We start from the raw sequence: 24,733 nt of genomic DNA on the forward strand, positions 1-24,733 counted from the left end.
TTCCTCTGGATGTTTGACCGGTCGAAAGAAATCTAGATGCAACGTAAGTTGCATGAAATTGGGGTGTCAACAATCTCGTAACTTTTGGTGTATCGAGCGATACTCCCCGACAGTAATTCAGGAAACCGTCCTACATGAGAAATGACACGCGTCTGTCCCGCATGCTGCACGTATTGATCCATATGGCTCGCCATGATCAGCCCGCCACGTCCGATACCATCGCGCAGATGCTCGGTACCAACCCGGTGGTGGTCCGGCGGACCATGGCGCTGCTCAAGGACAAGGGTTATGTGCGCTCAGAAAAGGGGCACCGGGGAGGGTGGACGCTGGCGAAACCGCTGGCGGATATGACCCTGCTGGATATTCATCAGGCCTTGGGCTCGTCTTCGCTCTTCGCCATCGGTTTGTCGACCGACCATCCACAATGCCTGGTCGAACAAGCGGTGAACGCAGCTCTGACAGACGCGTTTGACGCGGCACAGGCGTTGCTTCTAAACCGCTTGGGAAGCATCACACTTGAACAGTTAGCCAGTGATTTCGAGCGGCGCTATCAGGGTCTTTGAACCAGTGTGATCTGCAAACCTGCGTTTCGATGGGACTGGCCGAAAGGCATGCGAATGTCTGCTCTTGGCTTGCTGCCCTTGGCGAGAGTCAGCTGCCTCCCCAGGTTGTGTGAAAACAGCAGAAGGTTTTACACCAGAACCGCTTTGGAGTTGGACCCAACGAAGATGGACGCGCCGATATCGACCAGAGGCTGTTAACAACTGCCAGAGTCTTCTGGGGGCGATCCACTGGGGCGATTTATCACCTGCCTCCAAATCGCCGATTTGCTTCTGCCTCTGCGGTGGTTTCCTAGCCGAAACATTGTCCCTTCCGCGCGCTTGGCCTCCCTCACCCTGTCGTGGCCGGCAGAGGGCGACCCAAATTCGGCAATTGTGACCGGCAAAGCGGGGGGCACGGTTCCCTATCCAAGACTGCGACGAATGCGGGCTCGCCCTTGGCTATGCTTCTCGCATTGAATTGTCCTGATCGACCGGATTCCGTGACCCTGCGCTTACCGGTTGGCGGCGCTATTCACTCTCTCCTTAATGGTTCGAGGAGCAACGAGCCTTGATTGACGTCCAACTCTATCGCTACCACCCGGAGCAGGCACGGCAGCCCTGGATGCAGTCATTGTCGTTGCCCGAGGAGTTCCGTGCACGAATGGTGCTGGATGCACTGGAGTTCCTACACGAAGCAGATCCGACGCTGGTCTACCGGCGCTCCTGCCGGGAGGGTGTTTGCGGCTCGGATGGCATGAATATCAATGGCAAGAACAGGCTGTCCTGCATCACGTCGGTAGCGGAGGCGCTAGACAAGACCAGCACACTGATCATCAGGCCTCTGCCCGGCATGCCGGTCATCCGTGACCTTGTGGTCGACCAGAGCCTTTTCTTTCGGCAATACCAGAGCATCAAGCCCTGGCTGATCAACCAAGAGCCAGCGCCAGCCATTGAGCGTCTCCAATCCCCCGAGGAGCGTTCCAGGCTCGACGGCCTGTATGAGTGCATCCTCTGCGCCTGCTGTTCCTCGCAATGTCCGTCCTGGTGGTGGAATCCGCAGAAGTACGTCGGTCCCGCCGGGCTGCTACAGGCCTGGCGCTTCATCATCGACAGCCGTGATCAGGCCACAGTGGAGCGGCTCGAGCAGCTGGAAGACCCATTTAGCCTGTTCCGTTGCCGCAGCATCGGCAACTGCTCATGGGTCTGCCCCAAGGGACTTAATCCCATGTGGGCCATCGGCAACATTCGCCGGGAGCTGTTGAAAAAATCCACCTAGGCCGTCGGATCGAGCGCGCATTCGCCCATTGCGCGAGGTTGATGCTGCCTCAATCCGAGGATGAAGCAATGGCTTCCGCAATGGTGAGGAAAACGTGACCGGCCGCCACGCTACGGCTGCATGGCAGGCGCGGCAAACGTGAGCAGATGCTGGGCGCCTAGTGGTGAGCGGTGTTTTGCACGTATGTGACTTTCGTCGAGCTGCGGCTACCAACGGGCAATTAGGCGGCAGCCAGTAAACGAGCCTTTATCCGGTTAGCGTTGTTGGCAATATGTCCGTACACGGGCCATGAAACCTGGGAGGCCGTCAGGTTCGAGATACGCCGTGTTCGGGTTCGTCTTCCAGATGGATGCCTTCGACGCCAATTTCCGCTTCCAGGGCCAGCAGGTACTGGCGCAACGCCTGGCGAGTGGCCTCTTCGCGCAAATAGTGATGGACCCTTTGTGCTACCTGGGCGAAGGGCAGGGGCGTGCTTTCGAGGCGCTCGTCGATGCTGACGACGTGCCAGCCGTAGCGTGAAGCCAAGGGCCGTTCGTAAAGACCTGGCGGTAGACGATGCAGGGCCAGGTCGAGTTCGGTGACGGTCTGCCCCGAGGCCAGCCAACCGAGTTCTCCGCCCTGGTCGCGGGAGGGGCACGCGGAATGGCGCTGAGCCATTTCGCTGAAGCGCTCAGGATGCTGCCGCAGTTCTTCCAGCAGGCGCTCGGCGAGATGGTAATGGGCGTCCCGTGCCTGCGCATCGTCCGGGGCCGCCGGCAGGAGGATGTGGCGGACCTTGACCCTGCTGGGCTCGGAGAAGCGTTCGCGGTGCGCCTCGAAGTAGCGCCGGCAGGCGCTATCGTCCGGCTCCGGGACCTTCAGTTCGCGCTCCAGCAGGCTCGCCAGCGCCTGGTCGTCGTCCTCGCTGGTCGGCGCCAGGCCGAGACTGGCGGCGCGTTGCGCCAGCAGTTCGCGCACGACCAGGGCGCGAGCCGCCTTGAGCTGCGCCTCGGCCAGGGAGCCCGCCGGGTGGAAGGGGGTTTCCCGGGCGATGTCGGCCTCACTGAACAAGGTGTCGCCAACGCGGATCACCGGAGCGGGCGTGTCCGGCAGGGTTTCGAGCGAGATCATTTCCATGCTGGGACTCCTCAGCCGCGCCGGCGAACGATCTGGTAGTTGCGTCCGAAGTAGCCCAGCGGAACGCTCCACACGTGCACCAGGCGGGTGAAGGGGAACAGCAGGATGATGGTGAGGCCGACGAAGATGTGCACCTTGAAGATCAGCGGGGTACCGATCAAGAAGCTGGCAGCGTCGCCGTGGAAGAACACGATGGACTGCGCCCATCCGGCCAGGGCCAGCATCATTTCGCCGTCGAGGTGGTGCAGGGAGAAGAAGATGCTGATCAAGCCGAGGCACGCCTGCAACAGCAGCAGGGCGATGATCAGGTTGTCCATCACGCTGGAGGACGCGCGTACCCTGGGGTTGAACAGCCGGCGCCAGAGCAGCATGGCGCCGCCGATCACGCAGAGCACTCCGGCAATACCACCGAAGACGATGGCCATGAGCTGCTTGTGGCCGGCGGAGAGGAACGGTTCGTAGACCCAGTGCGGGGTCAGCAGGCCGACCAGGTGGCCGAAGAAGATCGCCAGGATGCCGATGTGGAATAGGTTGCTGGCCAGGCGCATGTTCCTGTTGGAGAGCAACTGGCTGGAGCCGGTCTTCCAGGTGTACTGGCCGTAGTCGTAGCGCAGCAGGCTGCCGAGCAGGAACACGGTGCCGGCCAGGTAGGGGTAGTAGCCGTAGAGCAGGTGGAGCAGGTAGTCCTCGAACATGGCGAGCCTCCGTTCAGTGGCGGTCCGGCAGGGCGGACGGCATGACCTGGATGACCTGGGGCTGGGTCTCGTACTTGCGCTCGGCCAGGCGCCGGCCCTCGGCAGACTGCAGGCTGCAGTCGCGGTCGGATTCGGCGTTGAAGCGCACCACCTCTTCCTCCCAGACCGCGTCCAGGGCCTGGGGCGTGTTGTCCGGTTGTTCCGCTTCGACCGCCGTGCGCTGCGCGTCTATGGCGTCGGTGGCGCCGATCAGCGCGAGCAGGGCGCGTGGCACCAGCGCGTAGTCGCTGCCACGCTCCTCCAGGCGCGCGGCGAGCAGGGCAAGGATGTGTTGGATGTCGCCCAGCCACTGGCCGATCTCGTCGTGCTCACGGGTGGACAGGTATTCCAGGAACAGCGGCAGGTAGTCCGGCAGCTCGCGTGCGTCGAGCTGGAAACCGGCAGCCTCGTACTGGGCGAGGAGGTCGACCATGGCCTGGCCACGGTCGCGCGATTCGCCGTGCACGTGCTCGAACAGCAGCAGCGAGGTGGCGCGGCCGCGGTCGAACAGGTCGACGTAGTCTTCCTGCAGGTCGAGCAGATCCGTGGCGGCCAGTTCGCGGCACCACTGGGCCAGTTGCGTGCGCAACCCCGCGGGCAGGCGCTCCTCGGCGTCGAGGATGTCGATGGCCTGGGCGCTGGCGGCCTGCAGTTCGGCAACGGGGTAGTCGAGCAGCCGCGCCAGCACGCGCAGGCTGAGCAGGCCCACCGTCGCCCCTTCACAGGGTTCGTGGTTACCCATGGCGGCCGTCCTCCACGGGGTCGAAGGTCTGCACCGGCTTGACCAGGGTGGCGGTCTGCTTGCGTCCTCCGAACAGGCTGACCTGGCTGTTGCCGCCGTTGCAGCCGTCGCCAAAGGTGAAGCCGCAACCGCTGCGTTCGGCGTAGGCCTCGGGGATGTGCTCGCGGTGGCCAGTGGGGATGACGAAGCGGTCCTCGTAGTTAGCGATGGCCAGGTAGCGGTACATCTCTTCCACCTGGTGCTGGGTCAGGCCCACCTGGTCGAGCACTTCAGTGTTCAGCGTCTTGTCGACGTGCTTGGCGCGCATGTACACGCGCATCGCCATCAACCGCTTGAGGGCCAGGATCACCGGCGCTTCCTCGCCGGCGGTGAGCATGTTGGCCAGGTAGCGAACCGGAATGCGCAGCGACTCGATCTTCGGCAGCACGCCGTCGAATTCCAAGTGGCCGGCCTCGGTGGCGGACTGGATGGGGGAGAGCGGCGGCACGTACCAGACCATCGGCAGGGTGCGGTATTCCGGGTGCAGCGGCAGGGCCAGTTTCCAGTCGATGGCCAGCTTGTACACCGGCGAGGCCTGGGCGGCGGCGATCACGTTGTCGGGCACGCCGTCCTTGTGCGCCTGGGCGATCACGGCCGGGTCGTTGGGGTCGAGGAAGATCTCGCACTGGCGGTGGTAGAGGTCGCGGTCGTCCGGCGAGGCGGCCACTTCCTCGATGCGGTCGGCGTCGTAGAGCAGCACGCCGAGGTAGCGGATGCGCCCTACGCAGGTCTCCGAGCACACCGTCGGCTGGCCGCTCTCGATGCGCGGAAAGCAGAAGATGCACTTCTCGGATTTTCCGCTTTTCCAGTTGTAGTAGATCTTCTTGTACGGGCAGCCGCTGATGCACATGCGCCAGCCGCGGCACTTGTCCTGGTCGATCAGGACGATGCCGTCTTCCTCGCGCTTGTAGATCGCGCCGCTCGGGCAGGAGGCGACGCATGCCGGGTTCAGGCAGTGCTCGCACAGGCGCGGCAGGTACATCATGAAGGTGTTCTCGAACTGTCCGTAGATATCCGCCTGGATCTGTTCGAAGTTGATGTCCTTGCGCCGCTTGGCGAACTCGGTGCCCAGCAGTTCCTCCCAGTTCGGTCCCCATTCCACCTTGTCCATGCGCTGCCCGCTGATCAGCGAGCGTGGCCGCGCCACCGGCTGGTGTTCGCCCTGGGCGGCGCTGTGCAGGTGCTGGTAGTCGAAGGTGTAGGGTTCGTAATAGTCGTCGATCTGCGGCAGGTCGGGGTTGGCGAAGATGTTCGCCAGCACCCGCCATTTGCCGCCGATGCGCGGGTTGATCGAGCCGTCGGCGTTGCGTACCCAGCCGCCGTTCCACTTCTTCTGGTTCTCCCACTCCTTCGGATAACCGATGCCGGGCTTGGTCTCGACGTTGTTGTACCAGGCGTATTCGATGCCTTCGCGGCTGGTCCAGACGTTCTTGCAGGTGACCGAACAGGTGTGGCAGCCGATGCATTTGTCGAGGTTCAGGACCATGCCGACCTGGGAACGGATCTTCATTTCGCGGCCTCCTGCTGGTAGTCGTTGCCTTCGCCGTCCAGCCAGTCGATGTTGCGCATCTTGCGCACCATCACGAACTCGTCGCGGTTCGATCCCACGGTGCCGTAGTAGTTGAAACCGTAGGAGAGCTGGGCGTAGCCGCCGATCATGTGGGTCGGCTTGGGGCAGACCCGGGTGACCGAGTTGTGGATGCCGCCGCGGGTGCCGGTGAGTTCGGAGCCGGGGACGTTCAGGATGCGCTCCTGGGCGTGGTACATCATCGCCGTGCCCCGGCGGACCCGCTGGCTGACCACCGCCCGCGCGGCGATGGCGCCGTTGGCGTTGTACAGCTCGATCCAGTCGTTGTCGCTCACGCCGATGGCGCGGGCGTCGTCCTCGCAGATCCAGACTATTGGGCCGCCACGCGACAGGGTCTGCATCAGCAGGTTGTCGCTGTAGGTGGAGTGGATGCCCCATTTCTGGTGCGGCGTCAGCCAGTTCAGGGCGATCTCCGGGTTGCCGTTGGTGCGCGGCGCGGCGACGCTGGCGGCGGCCTTGGTGTCGATCGGCGGACGGTAGACCATCAGACTTTCGCCGAAGGCGCGCATCCAGGGATGGTCCTGGTAGAACTGCTGGCGCCCGGTGAGGGTTCGCCAGGGAATCAGCTCATGGACGTTGGTGTAGCAGGCGTTGTAGCTGACGTGCTCGTCTTCCAGGCCCGACCAGGTGGGGCTGGAGATGATCTTGCGCGGCTGCGCCACCAGGTCGCGGAAGCGGATCTTTTCGTCTTCCTTGGGCCGCGCCAGGTGCGTGTGGTCGCGCCCGGTGATCTTCGACAGCGCCGCCCACGCCTTCACCGCCACCTGCCCGTTCGTTTCCGGGGCCAGGGCGAGGATCATCTCCGCCGCGTCCACCGCCGAGGCCAGCTGCGGTCGACCGGCGGCCGGGCCGTCGGGCTTGCGGTAGTTGAGCTTGCCGAGCAACTCGACCTCTTCCTGGGTCTGCCAGGCGATGCCCTTGCCGCCGTTGCCGATGCTCTCCAGCAGCGGGCCCACCGAGCTGAAGCGTTCGTAGGTTTCCGGGTAGTTGCGCTTGACCTCGATGAGCGAGGGCATGGTCTTGCCGGGGATCGGCTCGCATTCGCCCTTCTTCCAGTCGCGCACTTGTGGCTGGGCCAGTTCGGCGGGGCTGTCGTGCTGCAGCGGCAGGGTCACCAGGTCGGTTTCCTCGCCCAGGTGGCCGACGCAGACGCGGGAGAAGGCGCGGGCGATGCCATCGTAGATCTGCCAGTCGCTGCGCGCCTCCCAGGCCGGGTCGGTGGCGGCGGTGAGCGGGTGGATGAAGGGGTGCATGTCGGAGGTGTTGAGGTCGTCCTTCTCGTACCAGGTAGCGGTGGGCAGCACCACGTCGGAGTAGAGGCAGGTGGTGGACATGCGGAAGTCGAGGGTCACCAGCAGGTCGAGCTTGCCCTCGATGGGCTCGTCCTTCCATTGCACTTCCTCGGGCTTCTGCCGGCCGGCCTCGCCGAGGTCCTTGCCGAGCAGGCCGTTGCGGGTGCCGAGCAGGTACTTGAGCATGTACTCGTGGCCCTTGCCGGAGCTGCCGAGCAGGTTGGAACGCCAGACGAAGAGGTTGCGCGGATGGTTCTGCGGGTTGTCCGGGTCCTCGCTGGCGAAGCGCAACTGTCCGCTCTTGAGCTGCTCGACCGTATAGTCGACGGCGCTCTTGCCGGCAGCTTGCGCCGCGGCTGCCAGGCGCAGGGGGTTGATGCCCAGTTGCGGCGCCGAGGGCAGCCAGCCCATGCGCTCGGCGCGCACGTTGAAGTCCACCAGACTGCCGCTGAAGTCCTGCGGACGGGCCAGCGGCGAGAGAAGTTCGCTGACTTCCAGCTTCTCGTAGCGCCATTGGCTGGAGTGGTTGTAGAAGAACGAGGTGCTGTTCATGTGCCGGGGTGGGCGGTGCCAGTCCAGGGCAAAGGCAAGGGGCGTCCAGCCGGTCTGCGGGCGCAGCTTCTCCTGGCCGACATAGTGCGACCAGCCGCCGCCGCTCTTGCCGACGCAACCGCAGAGGATGAGCATGTTGATCAGCCCGCGGTAGTTCATGTCCATGTGGTACCAGTGGTTCATCCCGGCGCCGACGATGATCATGGAGCGGCCATGGGTCTTGTCGGCGTTCTCGGCGAACTCGCGGGCGATGCGGATCATCTGCGCCGCCGGAACCCCGGTGATCGCTTCCTGCCAGGTCGGCGTGTAGGGCTTCAGCTGGCCGTAGTCGGTCGCGCCGTCGTCCTCGCCGGGGCCTCCGACGGTGGCGGCGAGCCCCCGGTCGATGCCGTAGTTGGCGGCGGTCAGGTCGAACACGGTGACTGCCAGCACCTCGCGGCCATCGGCCAGTTTCAGGCGCTTGGCCGGCACGTGGTGGTAGATGACGTCGCGCAGCGGCACATTGGGGAAGTGCTTGCGCTCGATGCCGCCGAAGTAGGGGAAGGCTACCCGCGCCACTTCGTCGTGATGGCCGAGCAGCGACAGGCGCAGGCGCACCTCCTGGCCGTCGGCGTCAACCGGCTCCAGGTTCCAGTGGCCGCTCTCGCCCCAGCGGAAGCCGATGGAGCCGCGCGGCACCACCAGGCGCTCGCCGGTCTCGTCCCAGGCGACGGTCTTCCACCCGGGGTTGTTGGCTTGCGCCAGGCCACCCGCGAAGTCGCTGGCGCGCAGTTGCTTGCCCGGCACCAGGCTGCCGTCGTCGCGCTGTTCCAGCTCCACCAGGATCGGCATGTCGGTGTAGCGGCGGATGTAGTCGCTGAAGTAGGCGCTGGGTTTCTCCAGGTGGAATTCCCTGAAGATCACATGCCCCATGGCGATGGCCAGGGCCGAGTCGGTGCCCTGCTTGGCGCTCATCCACTCGTCGCAGAGCTTGGAGATCTCCGCATAGTCCGGGGTGATGGCCACGGTCTTGGTGCCCTTGTAGCGCACCTCGGTGAAGAAATGCGCGTCGGGCGTGCGCGTCTGCGGGACGTTGGAGCCCCAGGCGATGAGGTAGCCGGAGTTGTACCAGTCGGCCGATTCGGGCACGTCGGTCTGCTCGCCCCACACTTGTGGCGACGCGGGAGGAAGGTCGCAGTACCAGTCGTAGAAGCTCAGGCACACCCCGCCGAGCAGCGAGAGGTAGCGGGTGCCCGCGGCGTAGGAAACCATGGACATGGCGGGGATCGGCGAGAAGCCGGCGACGCGGTCCGGACCATATTGCTTGATGGTGTAGACGTTGGCGGCGGCGATCAGCGTCTGCATCTCGTCCCAGTCGGTGCGCACGAAGCCGCCGCGGCCGCGGATGGACTTGTACCGGTGGGCCTTCTCCGGGTCTTCGACGATGCTCGCCCAGGCTTCCACCGGGTCGCTATGACGGCCCAGCGCCTCGCGCCACAGCTGCACCAGGGCCTTGCGCGCCATCGGGTACTTCAGGCGGTTGGCGCTGTACAGGTACCAGGAGTAACTGGCCCCGCGCGGACAGCCGCGCGGCTCGTGGTTGGGCAGGTCGGGGCGGGTGCGTGGGTAGTCGGTCTGCTGGGTTTCCCAGGTCACCAGACCGTTCTTCACGTAGATCTTCCAGCTGCACGAGCCGGTGCAGTTCACCCCATGGGTGGAGCGGGCGATCTTGTCGAACTGCCAGCGCTGGCGGTAGCCGTCTTCCCAGTCGCGGTTCTCGTCGCGGGTTTCGCCGTGGCCGCCGGCAAATCCCGGTGGGCGTTTGACCAGATAGCGCAAGCGGTCGATGAAGAAGCTCATTTCCATCCTCCTTGGCAGGGAGCTGCCGACTGCTAGCAGCGAACCTCGGCGTTACCACGGGTGTAGAAGAACCAGGTGAGCGCGATGCACAGCGCGTAGAAGGCGATGAAGCAGTAGAGCGCCCACTCGGGGCCGCCGGTGAGGGCGAAGGAACTGCCGAACGATTTCGGAATGAAGAAGCCGCCATAGGCGGCCACTGCGGAGATGAAGCCGACGGCGGCGGCAGACTCCTTCTCGCTGCGCAGTGCCTGTTCTGGCGCCGGCAGGTCGGGATGCAGGCGCGGGGTCTGGATGCGGAAGATCGCCGGGATCATCTGCGTGGTGCTGGCGTTGCCCACCCCGGAGAAGAAGAACAGCAGCAGGAACATGGCCAGGAAGCCCCAGAAGGCGCCTGGCTGCTCCTTGATGCCGATGAAGAACAGCACGCCGAACACGCAGGCGGCCATCGCCACGAACACGCAGAGGCTGATCCGCGCGCCGCCGAAGCGGTCGGCCAGGCCGCCGGAGAAGGCTCGGCTGAGGGCGCCGATCAGCGGCCCGAGAAAGGCGAACTTGAGCACTTCCACCGACGGGAACAGACGCCCGGCAAGCAGCGGGAAGCCTGCGGAGAAACCGATGAAACTGCCGAATGTGCCGGTGTAGAGCAGGCTCATCAACCAGGTGTGCTTGCGCTTGAAGATCGCCATCTGGTCGCGGAACGACGACTTGGCGCTGGCGATATCGTTCATCCCGAACCAGGCGGCGATTGCGGCGATGGCAATGAACGGCACCCAGATGAAGCCGGCGTTCTGTAGCCACAGCGGCGTGCCGCTGGCGGTGCTCTGGGGTTCGCCGCCCAGGCTGCCGAACACCGAGGTGGTGATCGCCAGCGGCACGAGGAACTGCATGACGCTGACGCCGAGGTTGCCCAGCCCGGCATTCAGGCCCATGGCGCCGCCCTTGGCCTGCTTGGGATAGAAGAACGAGATATTGGCCATGCTCGACGAGAAGTTGCCGCCACCCAGGCCGCACAGCAGGGCCAGGATCAGCATCACCAGGTAGGGCGTCTGCGGGTTCTGCACGGCGAAGCCGATCCATAGCGCAGGCAGCAGCAGCGAGGCGGTGGAAAGCGCCGTCCAGCGCCGGCCGCCGAAGATCGGCACCATGAAGCTGTAGAAGATGCGAAGGGTCGCGCCAGACAGACCGGGCAGGGCGGCCAGCCAGAACAGCTGGTTGGCCGTATAGCTGAAGCCGGCCAGCGGCAACTTGGCCACCACCACCGACCAGACCATCCAGATGGAGAACGCCAGCAGCAGGTTGGGAATAGAGATCCACAGGTTGCGGGCGGCGATGCGCTTGCCCTTGTCCGCCCAGAACGCCGGGTCTTCCGGATACCAGTCCTGCAGCACCAAGCCGCTGGGCGTGGCCAGTTCCGGCAGGTCGCGGGCTTCATGCCGCGCGGCCCATTCCACGCGTTCGGCCATGCGGATCGAGTAGTGCATCCACACCAGCGCACCGGCGGCGATCAGGAACAGCAGCATGAAGCAGCTCTGCCAGATGCCGATCACGTCGTTGAGCATGCCGAAGGTCAGCGGCAGGAGGAAACCGCCGAGGCCGCCGATCATGCCCACCAGGCCGCCCACCACGCCTACGTGCTGCGGGTAGTAGGTGGGGATGTGCTTGAACACCGCGCCCTTGCCCAGGGACATGAAGAAGCCCAGGACCATGATCACCAGGGTGAAGGCCGGCAGACCGAACTTCATGGTGAATTCCAGCTCGCCGCGCACTCCGGTGACGATGTAGCGAGTAGGTGGATAGCTCAGCAGGAAGGTACACAGCACCGACATCGACAGCGTCCAGTACATCACCTTGCGCGCGCCGTAGCGGTCGGACAGCCAGCCGCCGAGGATGCGGAACAGCGACGCCGGCACCGTGTACAGCGCCGCGACCATGCCGGCGCCGGCCAGGCTCAGGCCGAACACCTGCATCAGGTAGTGCGGCAGCCACAGTGCCAGGGCCACGAAGGCGCCGAAGACGAAGAAGTAGTACAGCGAGAAGCGCCACACACGCAGCTCCGCCAGCGGCGCCAACTGCTCCTTCATCGGCACCGGGCGGGCCTGGCGCGTGGCGCTCTGCGGGTCGCTCTTCGCCAGCAGGATGAACAGCACGCCCATGGCGCCGAGCACCGAGGCGTACACCAGCGCCGCACCACGCCAGCCAAGCGCCAGCAGCAGGAAGGGTGCGGTGAAGTTGGTCAGGCCGGCACCGACGTTGCCGGCGCCGAAGATGCCCAGCGCCGTGCCCTGGCGGCCGGGCTCGAACCAGGTGGCGGTGTAGGCGGTGCCGACGATGAATCCCCCTCCCGCCAGCCCCACGCCGAGCGCTGCGAGCAGCAGCAGGGCGAAGCTGTTGGCGAAGGTCAGCAAGTAGACGCACAGGGCCGAGGCGAGCATCAGGATGCCGAACACCCAGCGCCCGCCATAGCGGTCGGTCCACAAGCCGAGGAACAGCCGCGAGATGGAGCCGGTGAGCACCGGCGTCGCCATCAGCAGGCCGAGTTGGGTGTCGGACAGGCTGAACTCGTCCTTGATCTGCAGACCCAGGATCGAGAACAGCGTCCAGACGGCGAAGCAGAGGGTAAGTGCCAGTGTCGAGAGGCCGAGGGCCCGATACTGATCCCGAGCAGCGATGGTTGCAGCCATGGACACGAATCCCTCAGTGTCTCAGTTACTTTACCAGCCTGGGCAGGCTCTACCTGATCCGAGTCTTAATACGCTTGAGAGGTTTGCCCGAAGCCGAGTCACGGATAAACGCTGTTCTCATTGTCGTGTAGCTGTATGGCGTAGGTTCTTAGCGTAGACAGCCTGATTGGAACGTGCCAAACGGGAGACTCGCTCGGGGCGGGGTGACAGCGTTGGAGCATCGGATTGGATGCAGCGTCAAGTGATAAGTAGACAGTAGGAATCCGCGTTGATGCGCATGACTGCGATGGAGCAAATAGCTCAAGGAAATGGCCAGGGAGCATGGCCCGCCTCGGCGGCCAGCTCCCGATCGAAGCCCAGATAGTCTGCCCAAGGCTCCTCTGAAGCCGATTGGCGATGCTTCGTGCTTACATAAAAAAGGGCCCTCCCCACGGAACATGAAGGAGGGCCCTGGAAAGTGCCATCGAAGGGCACGCGGGAGTATCCATCCCTGGATACGGAAAACTCAGGCGAGCAGGCTTGGTTCGGGGATGCTGTCGTCCAGTGGGTTGACCAGGCGTTCGCATTGCAGGCCGGTGGCGGCGCTCATGCGCCCGGCGGCTTCGGGATCATCGGCGAAGGGCAGCAGTGAGGCCTGTTCGAGGTCGCGCTCGCTGCTCCGGCCTATGTGCAGGTACAGTCCCAGCGCGAGGGCGGTCAGGACAAGGAGAGCGAGTGGCATGTCGATCACCTCAGGCCCGGCCCGGAATGGGCAGTTGGTCTATACGCCGGCCGGCGCGGACGGTGAGCCAGGTATTAGCGGCCATCAGGAACATGCCGCTGGCGAACAAACTGCCGCCAATCAGGCGCACAACGTAGCCTGGATGACTGGACTGTAGCGCCTCGACGAAGGAATAGGTGAGCGTGCCGTCGGCGTTCACCGCGCGCCACATCAGGCCCTGGGTGATGCCATTGACCCACATCGAGGCGATGTACAGCACGGTGCCGATGGTGGCGAGCCAGAAGTGCGCGTTGATGAGGCCCACGCTGTGCATCTGCTCGCGTCCGTAAAGCTTGGGAATCATGTGGTACAGCGCGCCGATGGAAATCATCGCGACCCAGCCCAGGGCGCCGGCGTGCACGTGGCCAATGGTCCAGTCCGTGTAGTGCGACAGCGAGTTGACGGTCTTGATCGCCATCATCGGGCCTTCGAAGGTGGACATGCCATAGAAGGCCAGGGACACCACCAGGAAGCGCAGGATCGGATCGGTGCGCAGCTTATGCCAGGCGCCGGAGAGGGTCATCATGCCGTTGATCATGCCGCCCCAAGAGGGCGCCAGCAGCACCAGCGACATCACCATGCCCAGGGACTGCGCCCAGTCGGGCAGGGCAGTGTAGTGCAGGTGGTGCGGGCCGGCCCAGATGTACAGAGTGATGATCGCCCAGAAGTGCACGATGGACAGGCGATAGGAATAGATCGGCCGTTCGGCCTGCTTGGGCACGTAGTAGTACATCATCCCGAGGAAGCCCACCGAGAGGATGAAACCGACCACGCTGTGGCCGTACCACCACTGCACCATGGCGTCGGTGGCGCCGGAGTAGATCGGGTACGACTTCAGCAGGCTGACCGGGCGCGCCAGGTGGTTGACCACGTGGACCATGCCGGTGACCACGATGAAGGCGCCGTAGAACCAGTTGCCGACGTAGATATGCTTCACCGTGCGGCGCGCGATGGTGCCGAAGAACAGGTAGGCATAGACGATCCATACGAGGGTGACCCAGAGGGCGATCGGCCACTCCATCTCGGCATATTCCTTCGAGGTGGTGATACCCAGCGGATAGCTCGCCAGCATGGCGATGATGGTCGCCTGCCAGCCCCAGAACACGAAGTTGGCCAGGCCGTCGGAGATCACCCGTACCCGGCAGGTGCGCTGGACCACGTAGAAGGAGGTGGCGAACAGCGCGCTGCCGCCGAAGGCGAAGATCACCAGGTTGGTATGCACTGGGCGGATCCGCCCGAAGCTGGTCCAGGGTAGGCCCAGGTTGAGTTCGGGCCAGACCAGCTGGGCGGCGATGACCACGCCCATGCTCATGCCGAGGATGCCCCAGAACAGGGTGGTCAGGGTGAAACGGCGGACGATCTCGTAGTTGTAGCTGCCCTGTCTGTCGAGGGAATGCACGCTGTCCATCTGGGCTCCGTGTACGGCGAAAGGCTGACGGCTCCCTGCCGCTACCGAAGGGGGCGGCAGCGGTGGCGGAAGACCGGCCATGGCCGCCGCCCGGGGAGCTCGAGCAGTCTGCAGGGCCCCGAAAGATGCAACAAACTAATAATAATGAATGATGACTAAACTTATTTTGATATTAAGACCTTTCATCCCGCCCGAGCGCCGGTGGCGGCCCAGCGGCAGCGGCGGGCGCCGGGTATACCGCAGCAGGGGCGAGTCAGGGGGGGGGTATTTGTTTTATTGCACTAATATGCCATTAAATTTCATTTAATTTCAGTTATCCGCCACGGCTAGTATTGCCCTGACGCCGCTCTACCCAGCGGCTTGCGGAGTACCGCCATGCCTCATCCTGCCCTGCATACGCCCCTCGTTGACCTGCTTGGTTGCGATTTGCCGATCATCTGCGCCGGCATGGGAGGGGTGGCACGCCACGAGCTGGCCGCTGCGGTTGGCAATGCCGGCGGCTTCGGTTGCCTGGGCATGGTGCGCGAACCGGTCGAGCTGATACGCCGGGAAGTGGAAGCGTACCGTGCCCTCAGCGAAAGGCCGTTCGCCGTGAACCTGATCCCCGCGGCCACGCCGCCGGAGCTTCTTGCCGCGCAGGTCGAGGCCTGCCTCGCACTGCAAGTTCCAGCCATGGCTCTGTTCTGGGATGTCCAGCCGGCGCTCGTCCGGCGGCTGAAGGAGGCTGGCGTGCTGGTCTTGCACCAGGTCGGCCGGCGCAGCCAGGCCGAGGCTGCCCTGCGCGCCGGCGTCGACGTGCTGATCGCCCAGGGCGTCGAGGCCGGCGGTCACGTATGGGGCGAGGTTTCCACCTTGGCCCTGGTGCCGGAGCTGGTAGCGCTCGGCGAAGTCCCGGTGGTGGCCTGCGGCGGCATCGCCAGCGGCGCCGCGATGGTGGCGGCGCTGGCCCTCGGCGCCCAGGGCGTGGCCTGCGGTTCGGCCTTTCTCGCTACCCGCGAGTCCTATGCCCACGACTACCACAAGCAGCGCCTGGTGGAGGCAACCGCCGACGAGACCCTGCTTACCGAGGCCTTCTTCCGCAACTGGCCGATGCCGGCGCCGGTGCGTGTGCTGCCCAACGCCGTCACCCACGGCGAGTACGCCGAATTGCACGCACGTCGCGAAACGCCGGTCATCGGCAAGCAGGACGGCGGGCCCATCTACCTATTCTCTACCGACTCGCCGCTGCGTGACGCCGAGGGCCGCCTGGAAGACATGCCGATCTACGCCGGGCAGTCCTGCGCGCAGCTGCGCGACATCCCCGCGGCCGCGCAACGCGTTGCGCAGCTGGTGGAGGAGGTCGAAGCCTGCCTGGTCCGCCTGCAGGGTGCTCCCGAGGACGAGACCGGTCTGATTGACTGGCTTCAACAACTGATGTGCGCCGAACGCGCCGGAGCCCGGTTGATGCTCGACAGCGCGCGGCAGACCGACGATCCGCAATTGCTGCGCCACCTGGACGAGCTGCACCGCGGTGAGGCGCAAAGCTGCCGGCTCCTGCGCGCCAGCCTGCAGCGACTGGGCGCCGAGCCCAGCCGCGAGATCGGCGACTTCCATGCGAGGGCCATGGCCATCGACGATCTGCATGAACGCCTGCGCTTCATCGCCCGAGGCCAGCGATGGGTCGCCCGGCGGATCGTCGAACGCCTGCCGCACATCCGCCAGGCCTGGCTACGCAAGGAGCTGCGGGCGGTCCTGCGCCTGCACCGCGACGAAGACGCCGTCTGAGCACGCTGAACTCGAAAACGACAAGGGAAACACCATGCCTTCCGAGCTTTCCAACGCCAGCCCGTCGACCGAGGCTGCTCCCGATCGCGCCCAGCGTTTCGCCCGGGCGCTGCTCGAAGAGGCCGGTCTGGGCCTCGACGCACAACATCCCTGGGACATGCGTCTGCATAGTCCGGACGCCATCCGACGCGCACTGGCCCAGGGCAACCTCGGTCTGGGCGAGTCCTACATGGACGGCGAATGGGACTGCGAGGAACTCGACGAATTCTTCGCCCGCCTGCTGCGCTCCGGGGTGGTCGACCGGGTCAGCCCGGTGGCGCTGCTCTTCCATGCGCTGCAGGCGCACCTGCTCAACCGGCAGACGGCGCGGCGCGCCTGGGCCGTGGGCGAGCGCCACTACGACTTGGGCAACGACTTCTACGCAGACATGCTCGACCCACGCATGACCTACACCTGCGGCTACTGGAAGGACGCGAGCAACCTGGCCGAGGCCCAGGAGGCCAAGCTCGACCTGGTCTGCCGCAAGCTCGACCTGCGCCCAGGCATGCGCGTGCTGGACATCGGCTGCGGCTGGGGCAGCTTCATGGCGTTCGCCGCCAAGCGCTACGGCGTGCAATGCGTCGGCGTGACCATTTCCCGCGAGCAATGCGAATGGGCACGCCAGCGCTACGCCGGGTTGCCGCTGGAGTTCCGCCTGCAGGACTACCGCGAGCTCGACGAACGATTCGAGCGCATCGTCAGTATCGGCATGTTCGAACACGTCGGGCGCAAGAACCACCGCACCTTCATGCAGACGCTGGCCCGTTGCCTGGACGACGACGGGCTTTGCTTGCTGCACACCATTGGCAAGAACCGTCGGCGCAGTGTGCCGGACCCCTGGATTGACAAATACATCTTCCCCAACGGCGATCTGCCTTCCATCGGTCAGATCGGCGATGCGCTCGATGGTTTGCTGGTGGTCGAGGACCTGCACAACTTCGGCGCCGACTACGACCGCACTCTGATGGCTTGGTACGCCAACTTCGAGGCGCACTGGCCGCGTTTTGCAGAGGAGTTGGGCGAGCGTTTCCGGAGGATGTGGCGCTACTACCTGCTGTCCTGCGCCGGAGCCTTCCGGGCGCGGGACATCCAGCTCTGGCAGTGGGTGATGTCGCGGCGCGGCGTGCCGGGCGGCTACCGGCGGGTGAGCTAACCGGCGTAGCCGGACGCTCGTCCAGAGTTCGCTCCGGGCGGGCGATCCGCAACGCTGGTATAGAATTGCGCCTCCGCTTTCCGGCCCGCACCGACCTATGGACATCGACCTTACCCGCACCTTCCTGGAGATCGCCCGTCATGGCAGCTTCGTCGCCGCGGCCGAGCGCCTGCACGTCACCCAGACCGCTATTACCGCGCGCATCCAGAAGCTGGAGGGCCACCTCAACTGCAAGCTGTTTGTACGCAATCGCGCCGGCGCGCGCCTCACCGCCGATGGCGAGGCGTTCATCCTCTATGCCAACCAGATGCTGCAGACCTGGGAAGCGGCGCAGCGCGACCTGCCGCTGCCCGACGGCTTGCACAACGTGCTGCATATCGGCGGCGAGGTCAGCCTGTGCAACCCGCTGATGCTGCGCTGGGTCAGTCGCATCCGCACGACCATCGTCGACTACGCGGTGCAGGCCGAGATCGGCAGCGGCGAGACCCTGCTGCGGCAGCTGGAACTCGGCGTGCTCGACGCCGCGCTGGTCTACCAGCCGAACTACTGGCCCGGCATGCAGGTGGAGCAGCTGCTGGAGGAGAAACTGATCCTAGTGCGCGCCAGGACCGCCGAGCCCTACGTCTACATCGACTGGGGCGAGGGCTTCCGCCAGCGGCACGACAGCGCCTTGCCCGACAAGGCCAAGGCCGCTGTCTCCTTCAATCTCGGGCCACTGGCCCTGCAGTACATCCTGGAGAACGGCGGCTCGGGATACTTCCGCACGCGCGTGGTGCAGAGCTACCTGGCCAAGGGCGTCCTGCGGCGGGTGCAGCGTGCCCCTGAGTTCAGCTACCCAACCTACCTCGTCTACTCCCGCGAACGCGATTCTGTGGCATTGCAGCAGGCGTTCGCGTTGCTGCGAGAGTTGGTTCGTGAGGATCCGGACTGGTCGCAGCGCTGGGACCCGATGATATAGAGCCCATTGGGCCAATGCGTGCTGCACCTCGTTGGGTGGGTGTTGAGCCGCCGACGCCCATGGCCCCATGCTTCGCAATAGCCTGAGTAACCTTTTCGGATGACTGTCCCAGGTTGATTGGGATTCGGTTGCTAAGGACTAATCATGGTACTGATCGGCAGCTATTGGCCGATTGCTGCCTGTCGGCAGGGCCTGCTTCTGACCGGAGGCGGACCAGGAGGCGTTGTTATCCAACGCTTCCTGATCATCGGGGGAACTCAACGCCAGCGACTCCACCCGCCAAAAAAGCAAAGGGGCCACGAGGGCCCCTTCAGCAGTTAGATTCGATTAGCGCAGAGCGCTCTGCTCGGCACTGGAGACCCGCTTGATCGGGAACTGATTCTGGCGTTTGCAGGACACTGCCTGGAGCGTATTGGCGTCGGCCATGTTGCCCTCGATAGGACCCATCATGAAGTCTTCTCGGCTACGCTGGATCAGCTGTTTCGGCTTGAGTACCACGTGACCGCCGATGTTCGAGCCTACCACGGTGTACTTTAGGTACTGCGGTTGGCCAGCGTAGATCAAATGGTTCTCAACGACACCATTCACGGCGCCCGGCAGATTGCCGTCCTGCAGAGTTATGGTTATCGACTGCTTGCTCATCTGCAGCTGCGGGCAGATGAAATCGCCTTTCCAAACGCCTGCCATGGGCTTCTGTCCCATATCGAGACCCAGCGGAGCGCCTGCGCAACCTGTTAGAAGCAGCGATGCGGCGCCGGTGATGAGAAGGCTCTTGAGTGCGTAAATTCTTTTCAGACTCACTTATTGCATCCTTGTTTTTGCAACCAATAACTGCCTGTGGTTGGATTTTTTCTTAGTAAAAGCTCGGCTCTAGCTGTTCATCCAGTTATCGGGCGAATTTCGCTTTGGACTTGAAAATAGAGGCTCAACTTCTTGTGTGAAGTTGTCTATGTTTCCCTGCTGCCAGTTTTCGGGAGTGGAGATTTTGGCAAGGGCTTTTCCGCCTCGAAAAATAAAGAATACGGCGGTAATTATCCAAATCCAGAAAGATGCGGAGTCTTGGTTCCTATGTCCGACCAGAGCAGGCAAGAAAAAGTAAGTGGCGGCCCATGCAATTGAGGCGTTTAGGATGCTGCCGAGTAGCACGCCGAGGCCATCTTTCGCTTGAGACTTTGGTTTGTGAATCTCACCAGCCTCATTCTGTACGGAAATGATCATTATCGGATCTTTCTTCTTCGCCACTACAAACCAGACGCGATGCTCTTTTCCATTGCCCGCACCTTGGAAGTAGTTGTACATCTCTGAACTGAACATGACCTTTGGGGCAGATCTTCCGTTGATCTTCGCACTTGCTGTCACTGTATTTGTTTGAAATGGGGTCTGTGGTTTGCCAATGCCCGTTATGACGCAGTTGCTATAAAAGTATTTGGCCACGTTATCTTCCTTTTAGGTTTATTCGCCTACCAAGGCTGGGCTCATGCAGCTGGAAACGGCTGGTTTGAGTGGGTCCAAACGCCATTGGCAACATCGGCTTTCCCGTAAGCGCAGCAGGTAGGACGCCTGCATGGCGTGTGCTTGTGGCAAAGCGCTACCACGTAAAATATCCGAAAATCAGATATTTGAAAATCAGATATAGGTTGCTGGGCTGACCCTCAAAGGCCGGCCCTATGACGAAAGCGATTTACCGGGAGGAGTACGGCGTCTTCCTCGCTGTCCTGAAGCGACGCCGCCTAGAGGCGGGCCTTACGCAGGAGACTTGCTCGACTGCCTTGGGCCGACCGCAGTCTTTTATGAGCGATGTTGAGCGGGGTGTCCGTCGGCTGGACATCATCCAAATTCGGGATCTGTGCAAGGTAATGGGCTGCGATCTACCCGAGCTAATAGCCGAGTTCGAATCCGAGCTTCGTAGGGGCTGAGGTTACCCAGCGCACTGGGTTGAGGTAGCTCTGGCGAGTCACGCAGTGTTTTGCCGCTCGAGCGCCGACCGGAGCAAAGGACCATGGTTCGTCCTGGTTAGACGAACCATGGTCAATCGCAACTATCGATCTAACGCGAACGTTGAGCTTTCATACGGGCGCGAATTTGCACTTGGTCTGCGCTATATCACTTCCCTTGTTGCTCATGCTTGCGCGCATCGAGCTGAGACCAGGCTTTCCCAATTTCTTCCCTTTGGGCGTCGGAGAATCGCTCGGGTAAAAACAGGCGGCGTTTCTCGTCCGATGTCAGCGGCGCCACGTCCGGAAGCAGCTTGCGATTGTTTGGGTTCTCCAGGTCAAGGCTGGGCGTGAAGTGCGTGGCCTTTGCGTTTCGCGCTGCTATCGCGGGTGCGAGCATGTAGTTGATGAACTGGTAGGCCGCCTTGCGGTTCGGTGCATTACGCGGAATGGCGAAGCTGTCGATGAAAACCAGTGCCCCCTCCTGGGGAATGCTGTAGCGCAAGTTGCCCTTGGCGTTGGCCATGGAGGCAATTCCATTCCAGGTCATTGCCGCACAGATTTTACCTTCCGACAGCTGGGATATGAGCGACGATAGCGAGTCTGTCCACAGCGGCAGATCTAGAGCATGTAGCTCGAGCGCCGCTTTCTGAATGACCCGGGCGCTCTGGTTCTGCAGGCTTCGGCCCTTGTAGTTCAGGAAGAGGGAGAGGGTTTGTTCCGGTACGCTGCCCAGAGTTGCGCCGCAGGTCTTCAGCTTGCTGGCGCTAGCTGGGTCGAACAGGACACTCCAACTGTTCGCGACGGGCCTCTGCAGCGTTTGCGATGCCAGGCTCTCGTTGACGAGCAGGCCGACGGTCCCCCACATGTACGGGGTGACATAGCGGTCCGCCCGATTCCGAGCGGTGATCCGGGCCAGCAACTCCTTGCTGACCTGCGATCGGTTCGGCAGTAGCTCCTGATCGAGCTCGAGTAGCTGCTGTGCTTCGATCATCTGGTCGAGCTGAAAATCGGAGGGGACTATCACGTCGAAACGTTGGCCAGACGCCAGCGTCTTTTCCAGCTCGATCGCTGTCTGGTACTCGCTGTATTCGACGTGAATACCCGTGTCCCTTTCAAATCCCTGCAGCACCTCCGGGTCGATGTAGTTGGCCCAGTTGTAGACCCTGACGGTCTCGTCGGCGGCTACCGTCGTTACCGCAATTACCAGGCAGGTCCCGATCAGCCAGTGGTATCCCTTGCGCTGCGTTTTCCTCTCACTGGGGATGTCTCCAGGTCTCTCGTGCAGCGGTGACTCGATAGTTCCCCTCATCGTTTCCGCCTCCTTCAGACATTATTAATTGTTATATCTATCGTTACGCAAAATACATGACGTGGAAGAGTCGTGCAAAGGGGGGAGGAAAAGGTGAAGCAGGGCAATCACAACGACTTGCTGAAGCACCTCGGTCTGCAGGTGCAAATCAGCGCCCGGAGAACGGGGCGTAGCGTCTGAGTCGAGGCAGGGGCACGAAGGTACTTCGATGCATCGGTTGCGACGCTCGTGCTGGTGGCCTCTGTCTTGGAGGGGGCTGCAGTCCGTCGCTTTCGTACGGCGCATTAACAGCTTGCTTGCAAGGAATTTCCTGAATTAAGATAACTGTCGTTATCATAAATTACGCGATCAGTTGCTTCAGGCCGCCAAGGGATCGTGGCTACCGCTCAGGATGACGTTGGCGGGCTGAGTGGCGACCGCTTTGATTGGTTCTGATGCGTACTGGTTTTACCGAACTCCCCGGTATCCCTGGGCCAAGTCGGTTCAGTGCGCGATTACCGCTTACCCGAGGGCAATTGGTAGTGCCTTGGGAGAGCACCCAACCGCATTCCTGCGAATGCCGGAGGTTGCATATGCGTCGGGTCCTATTTGCCTGTCTGGCCGTCGCCTTGGTCGCCGTTGTCGTCCACTCCATCAAGTCTCCGATCCTGCTCGCCGTTGCCCGACCGCATGCGGGATATCCAATCGTCAGCATTGGCCAGGTATTCGGCCGCTTCTGAAGCGCCGGTTCCGATAGGTGTCATCTGTATTTCCAGACCGGCTTCCATCCCGCTGAGCAAGAGCGCCCGCATAGGCGGGGACACTGCTGATGAGTGAGCTGGATAACACAACAAGAAGGACCCTCTCCATGAGCGACTTGATCCATTACTGCCTCGAAGACGGCATGGCCTTGATCGGCCTGTGCCGGCCACCCGTCAACGCCCTCAGCCAACGCATGCGCGTGGCCATCCTCTCCGCCTGCGAACGCGCAGCTGCGGATACCGAGGTGAAGGCGATCATCCTGCATGGCGTGCATGGGTTGTTCTGCGCAGGGGCGGATATCGCGGAGTTCGGTACCGATGCTGCGTTCGCCGAGCCGAGCTTGCCCGACACCCTGATGCGCATCAGCGAGATCGACAAGCCGGTCATAGCCGCTATTGGGAAGCTTGCATTGGGGGGAGGGCTGGAGCTGGCTCTGGCCTGCGGTTATCGCATTGGTGAGCCGGGAGCGCGCTTGGGATTGCCTGAAATCAATCTGGGGCTGATTCCCGGTGCTGGCGGTACCCAACGCTTGCCGCGGCTGATTGGCGCCGAGTCGGCGCTTAACCTGATCCTTTCCGGCGAACAGGTCGATGCCGAACGTGCGCGCCTACTGGGAATCCTGGACCGTGTGGCGGATAACGCCGAGAGCCTGCTGGATGAGGCGCAAGCCTACGGACGGGAACTGATTGGCGCAGCGGCTCCTGCTAGGCCGGCTGAGCAGTGCCCAAAACCGGCCTCGGACCTTCCCGAAGATTTCTTTTCCCGCTTCCGTGAGAGCCAGGAGCCACTCTGGAAGAAACGCCTGGCGCCGCGCCTGGTGACGTCGGCGTTGGAGGCCGCCTGCCTGCTGACTTTGAAAGAGGGGCTGGCGCGTGAGTTGGCTCTATTCCAGCAGGCTGAAGCCTCCACGCAATCGCAGGCTCTGCGTCATCTGTTCTTCGCCGAGCGAGAAGCCGGACGTATTCCAGACATTCCCGCTGACTTGCCGCTACGCAGCATCCGCAAGGTTGCGGTGATAGGTGCTGGCACCATGGGCGGCGGTATCGCCATGAATTTCGTGAACGCCGGTATCCCGGTGGCGCTGCTGGAGCAGCAGAGCGCGGCGCTGGATCGAGGGCTGACACAGATTCGCAACAACTACGAGATCAGCGTCAAGCGCGGCAAGCTGACTACCGCGCAGGTCGAAGCACGCATGGAATTGCTGTACGGGACCCTTGATTACGCGGACCTGGCCGACGCCGATCTGGTGATCGAGGCCGTGTTCGAGAAAATGGAGATCAAGCAGCAGGTATTCCAGACCTTGGATCAGGTGTGCAAGCCCGGCGCCATCCTGGCGACCAACACGTCGTCCCTGGACGTCGATGCCATTGCTATGTCCATTTCACGGCCGCAAGACGTGATCGGCCTACATTTCTTCAGTCCGGCCAACGTCATGCGTCTGCTCGAGGTGGTGCGTGGTAAGGCTACTGCGCCTGACGTGCTGGCCACGACCATGCAGATCGCCAAGCGTATTGGCAAGCTCGCGGTGGTTTCCGGGGTTTGCTTCGGTTTCATCGGCAACCGCATGCTCGAGCCGTATTCGCGCGAGGCACACCGCCTGTTGCTGGAAGGGGCCACGCCGGCGCAGGTGGACCAGGTGCTGACTGGCGTAGGCCTGAACATGGGTATTTTCAGCATGCAGGATCTCGCCGGTGTCGACGTGCTCTATCTGATTCGCCAGGCGAATCGCACCGCCAGCGTTCATGACGAGAGTTATTGCCGCATGGGCGACGAGCTGTATGCATTGCAGCGCTATGGCCAGAAAAGCGGACGTGGGTTCTATCGCTATGAAGGCCGGGACCGCCGTGAGGATCCGGAGGTGGTTGCCCTGGCTGAGCGGCTGTCCAGCGAACTGGGTATTTCGCGTCGCGCCATCGACGATCAGGAAATTCATGATCGCTGCCTCTTCATGCTGATCAACGAAGGTATTCAGTTGCTCGATGAGGGCATCGCCCTGCGTGCCAGCGATATCGATCTGGTCTGGATCAACGGCTACGGCTTCCCCGCTCTTCTCGGCGGACCGATGCATTACGCCGAACAGATTGGGTTGGCGAGCGTGCTTGCTGGCATCCAGCGCTATCGCAGCGAACTGGGCGCCTATGGCGAGATGTGGTTCAAGCCTGCGCCGCTGCTGGAGCGCCTGGTCGCCGCCGGCAAGACGCACATCGAGCGATTCTGAGCATTCCCTTGCGCTTCGGGAGAGCCGGGCGGTGATAGGGACCAC

Annotated in this window: 18 protein-coding genes; 7 read left to right on the forward strand and 11 right to left on the reverse strand. The window is 63.1% G+C overall.

Features of this window, described 5'->3' with window-relative positions; genetic code table 11:
• The first annotated feature begins 134 nt into the window (after positions 1-134).
• Complete coding sequence (locus BLQ74_RS20905) at positions 135-563, forward strand: Rrf2 family transcriptional regulator (RefSeq protein ID WP_043254360.1); 429 nt, start codon at positions 135-137, stop codon at positions 561-563.
• 547 nt (positions 564-1,110) lie between these two features.
• Positions 1,111-1,818 (forward strand): succinate dehydrogenase iron-sulfur subunit, encoded by a 708-nt coding sequence (locus BLQ74_RS20910; RefSeq protein WP_043254358.1) that lies wholly within the window; start codon positions 1,111-1,113, stop codon positions 1,816-1,818.
• Between the two features lie 306 nt (positions 1,819-2,124).
• On the opposite strand, the gene BLQ74_RS20915 is transcribed toward BLQ74_RS20910, so the two are convergent.
• From BLQ74_RS20915 to ccoN, 8 genes are all read right to left on the reverse strand, one after another.
• Positions 2,125-2,934 (reverse strand): peptidylprolyl isomerase, encoded by an 810-nt coding sequence (locus tag BLQ74_RS20915; RefSeq protein ID WP_043254357.1) that lies wholly within the window; start codon positions 2,932-2,934, stop codon positions 2,125-2,127.
• A gap of 11 nt (positions 2,935-2,945) precedes the next feature.
• Positions 2,946-3,629, reverse strand: a complete 684-nt coding sequence (gene narI / locus BLQ74_RS20920) for a respiratory nitrate reductase subunit gamma (RefSeq protein ID WP_043254355.1) — start codon at positions 3,627-3,629, stop codon at positions 2,946-2,948.
• A 13-nt stretch (positions 3,630-3,642) separates the two neighbouring features.
• The gene (gene narJ, locus BLQ74_RS20925; protein WP_043254353.1) at positions 3,643-4,410 is read right to left on the reverse strand and encodes a nitrate reductase molybdenum cofactor assembly chaperone; all 768 of its coding nucleotides are present in this window, start codon (positions 4,408-4,410) and stop codon (positions 3,643-3,645) included.
• Positions 4,403-5,959, reverse strand: coding sequence for a nitrate reductase subunit beta (gene narH, locus BLQ74_RS20930; protein WP_090265900.1), 1,557 nt, complete (start codon positions 5,957-5,959; stop codon positions 4,403-4,405). The genes narJ and narH overlap by 8 nt, the downstream gene beginning before the upstream one ends.
• Positions 5,956-9,720 carry a nitrate reductase subunit alpha gene (locus BLQ74_RS20935; protein ID WP_090265902.1) on the reverse strand — a complete coding sequence of 1,255 codons (3,765 nt, stop codon included), beginning with the start codon at positions 9,718-9,720 and terminating at the stop codon, positions 5,956-5,958. The genes narH and BLQ74_RS20935 overlap by 4 nt, the downstream gene beginning before the upstream one ends.
• Before the next feature lie 32 nt (positions 9,721-9,752).
• On the reverse strand, positions 9,753-12,401 hold the full coding sequence (locus BLQ74_RS20940; RefSeq protein ID WP_090265905.1) for a nitrate/nitrite transporter: 2,649 nt from the start codon (positions 12,399-12,401) through the stop codon (positions 9,753-9,755).
• Positions 12,402-12,906: 505 nt separating this feature from the next.
• The gene (locus BLQ74_RS20945) at positions 12,907-13,122 is read right to left on the reverse strand and encodes a hypothetical protein (protein WP_090266025.1); all 216 of its coding nucleotides are present in this window, start codon (positions 13,120-13,122) and stop codon (positions 12,907-12,909) included.
• Between the two features lie 10 nt (positions 13,123-13,132).
• Positions 13,133-14,569, reverse strand: coding sequence for a cytochrome-c oxidase, cbb3-type subunit I (gene ccoN / locus BLQ74_RS20950; protein WP_043254344.1), 1,437 nt, complete (start codon positions 14,567-14,569; stop codon positions 13,133-13,135).
• 375 nt (positions 14,570-14,944) lie between these two features.
• Between ccoN and BLQ74_RS20955 the strand changes: the two genes are divergently transcribed.
• From BLQ74_RS20955 to BLQ74_RS20965, 3 genes are all read left to right on the forward strand, one after another.
• Positions 14,945-16,333, forward strand: coding sequence for a nitronate monooxygenase (locus BLQ74_RS20955; RefSeq protein WP_052355355.1), 1,389 nt, complete (start codon positions 14,945-14,947; stop codon positions 16,331-16,333).
• A 34-nt stretch (positions 16,334-16,367) separates the two neighbouring features.
• Positions 16,368-17,525, forward strand: a complete 1,158-nt coding sequence (cfa, locus tag BLQ74_RS20960; RefSeq protein WP_090265908.1) for a cyclopropane fatty acyl phospholipid synthase — start codon at positions 16,368-16,370, stop codon at positions 17,523-17,525.
• A gap of 97 nt (positions 17,526-17,622) precedes the next feature.
• Positions 17,623-18,483 (forward strand): LysR family transcriptional regulator, encoded by an 861-nt coding sequence (locus BLQ74_RS20965; protein WP_090265910.1) that lies wholly within the window; start codon positions 17,623-17,625, stop codon positions 18,481-18,483.
• A 327-nt stretch (positions 18,484-18,810) separates the two neighbouring features.
• On the opposite strand, the gene BLQ74_RS20970 is transcribed toward BLQ74_RS20965, so the two are convergent.
• Positions 18,811-19,284, reverse strand: coding sequence for a hypothetical protein (locus BLQ74_RS20970; RefSeq protein WP_090265913.1), 474 nt, complete (start codon positions 19,282-19,284; stop codon positions 18,811-18,813).
• A gap of 69 nt (positions 19,285-19,353) precedes the next feature.
• Positions 19,354-19,917 (reverse strand): hypothetical protein, encoded by a 564-nt coding sequence (locus tag BLQ74_RS27160; RefSeq protein ID WP_139199094.1) that lies wholly within the window; start codon positions 19,915-19,917, stop codon positions 19,354-19,356.
• A 233-nt stretch (positions 19,918-20,150) separates the two neighbouring features.
• On the opposite strand from BLQ74_RS27160, the gene BLQ74_RS20975 reads away from it, so the two are divergent.
• Positions 20,151-20,399, forward strand: coding sequence for a helix-turn-helix domain-containing protein (locus tag BLQ74_RS20975; protein ID WP_090265915.1), 249 nt, complete (start codon positions 20,151-20,153; stop codon positions 20,397-20,399).
• Between the two features lie 187 nt (positions 20,400-20,586).
• Here the strand turns inward: BLQ74_RS20975 and BLQ74_RS20980 are convergent, their stop codons facing one another.
• Positions 20,587-21,729, reverse strand: a complete 1,143-nt coding sequence (locus tag BLQ74_RS20980) for an extracellular solute-binding protein (protein WP_090265917.1) — start codon at positions 21,727-21,729, stop codon at positions 20,587-20,589.
• Positions 21,730-22,576: 847 nt separating this feature from the next.
• Between BLQ74_RS20980 and BLQ74_RS20990 the strand changes: the two genes are divergently transcribed.
• Positions 22,577-24,688: a 3-hydroxyacyl-CoA dehydrogenase NAD-binding domain-containing protein gene (locus BLQ74_RS20990; protein ID WP_090265924.1), complete on the forward strand. Its 2,112-nt coding sequence runs from the start codon at positions 22,577-22,579 to the stop codon at positions 24,686-24,688.
• Positions 24,689-24,733 lie beyond the last annotated feature (45 nt).

The sequence above is a fragment of the Pseudomonas panipatensis genome, assembly GCF_900099785.1.
GTDB lineage: Bacteria > Pseudomonadota > Gammaproteobacteria > Pseudomonadales > Pseudomonadaceae > Pseudomonas > Pseudomonas panipatensis.